Source organism: Corallococcus carmarthensis (assembly GCF_003611695.1).
Taxonomy (GTDB): Bacteria; Myxococcota; Myxococcia; order Myxococcales; family Myxococcaceae; genus Corallococcus; species Corallococcus carmarthensis.
The window spans coordinates 1-1,210 of record NZ_RAWE01000456.1 but is presented as its reverse complement, the minus strand read 5'-3'; the positions used below and the strand labels follow the sequence as shown (position 1 = coordinate 1,210).

The following is a 1,210-nucleotide window of genomic DNA, read 5'->3' as shown; positions in this document are numbered from 1 at the left end:
GGGGCGAAGGTGGCGGGGAAGTCGCTGAAGATTTCGGGGAAGTCCGGGGGCGAGGCGTGCTGTTCGTCGAAGTAATGCCCCACGGCCACGCCCGCGATGAGGGCGAGCACGATGGCCCAGGGCCCGCCAATCAGGAGGCCGGCCATGAGACCCAACATCGCCCCGAGAACTTTTCCCGCACCCATGCTTTCGCTTCGCTCCCTTGTGCCGGGCCAGTCTTGCATAAGGTGGGTCTCATGACGGCTCAGTTGATTGACGGCAAGGCAGTGGCGGCGCGCGTGCGGGCGGAGATCAAGGAGGAGGTGGCGCGCCTGAAGGCCGAGCGCGGCATCACCCCCGGACTCGCCGTGGTGCGCGTGGGTGAAGACCCGGCTTCCAAGATCTACGTGACGGGGAAGAAGAAGGCCGCCGAAGAGGTGGGCTTCAATTCCTGGGAGCACCACCCGGACGAGACCATCACCCAGGAGGAGCTCCTGGCGCTGGTGCACCGGCTGAACGAGGACCCGGCGGTGCACGGCATCCTGGTGCAGCTGCCGTTGCCCAAGCACATTGACGCGGACGCCATCATCGCGGCGGTGAAGCCGGAGAAGGACGCGGACGGCTTCCACCCGATGAACGCGGGCAACCTGCTGTTGGGGCGGCCGGCGACGCGGGCGTGCACGCCCTACGGCGTGATGCGGCTCTTGGAAGAGGTCGGGTGCAATCCGGCGGGCAAGCGCGCGGTGGTGGTGGGCCGCAGCAACATCGTGGGCAAGCCGCAGGCGCTGATGCTGCTGCAGAAGGACGCGACGGTGACGGTGTGCCACCGCAAGAGCGACCTGCCGGCGGAGGTGGCGCAGGCGGACATCCTGGTGGTGGCGGTGGGCGTGCCGGAGCTGGTGAAGGGCGCGTGGATCAAGCCCGGTGCGGTGGTGATTGACGTGGGCATGAACCGCAAGGCGGACGGCAAGCTGGTGGGTGATGTGGAGTTCGCTGCCGCTGCGGAGCGTGCGTCGTTCATTACCCCCGTGCCTGGCGGCGTGGGGCCGATGACGATTGCGATGCTGATGAAGAATACGCTGGAGGCGGCACAGCGCGCGGGGAGTAACCGTCCGGCCAATGACGTGCCGTGAGGGATTGCCGGGGGCGCAGCGCGCAGCGGACGCTTCCGGGCATGGCGAAGCAGGTGGAGAAGCCGGAGTGGGCGCGCATCGCGGAAGCGTTCGAGGCC

At 68.1% G+C, this 1,210-nt stretch carries 1 protein-coding gene; it reads left to right on the top strand.

What is annotated here, in order from left to right; all coding sequences use genetic code 11:
* Positions 1-236: 236 nt before the first annotated feature.
* On the top strand, positions 237-1,112 hold the full coding sequence (gene folD / locus D7X32_RS44405; protein WP_120608477.1) for a bifunctional methylenetetrahydrofolate dehydrogenase/methenyltetrahydrofolate cyclohydrolase FolD: 876 nt from the start codon (positions 237-239) through the stop codon (positions 1,110-1,112).
* Positions 1,113-1,210: the final 98 nt, after the last annotated feature.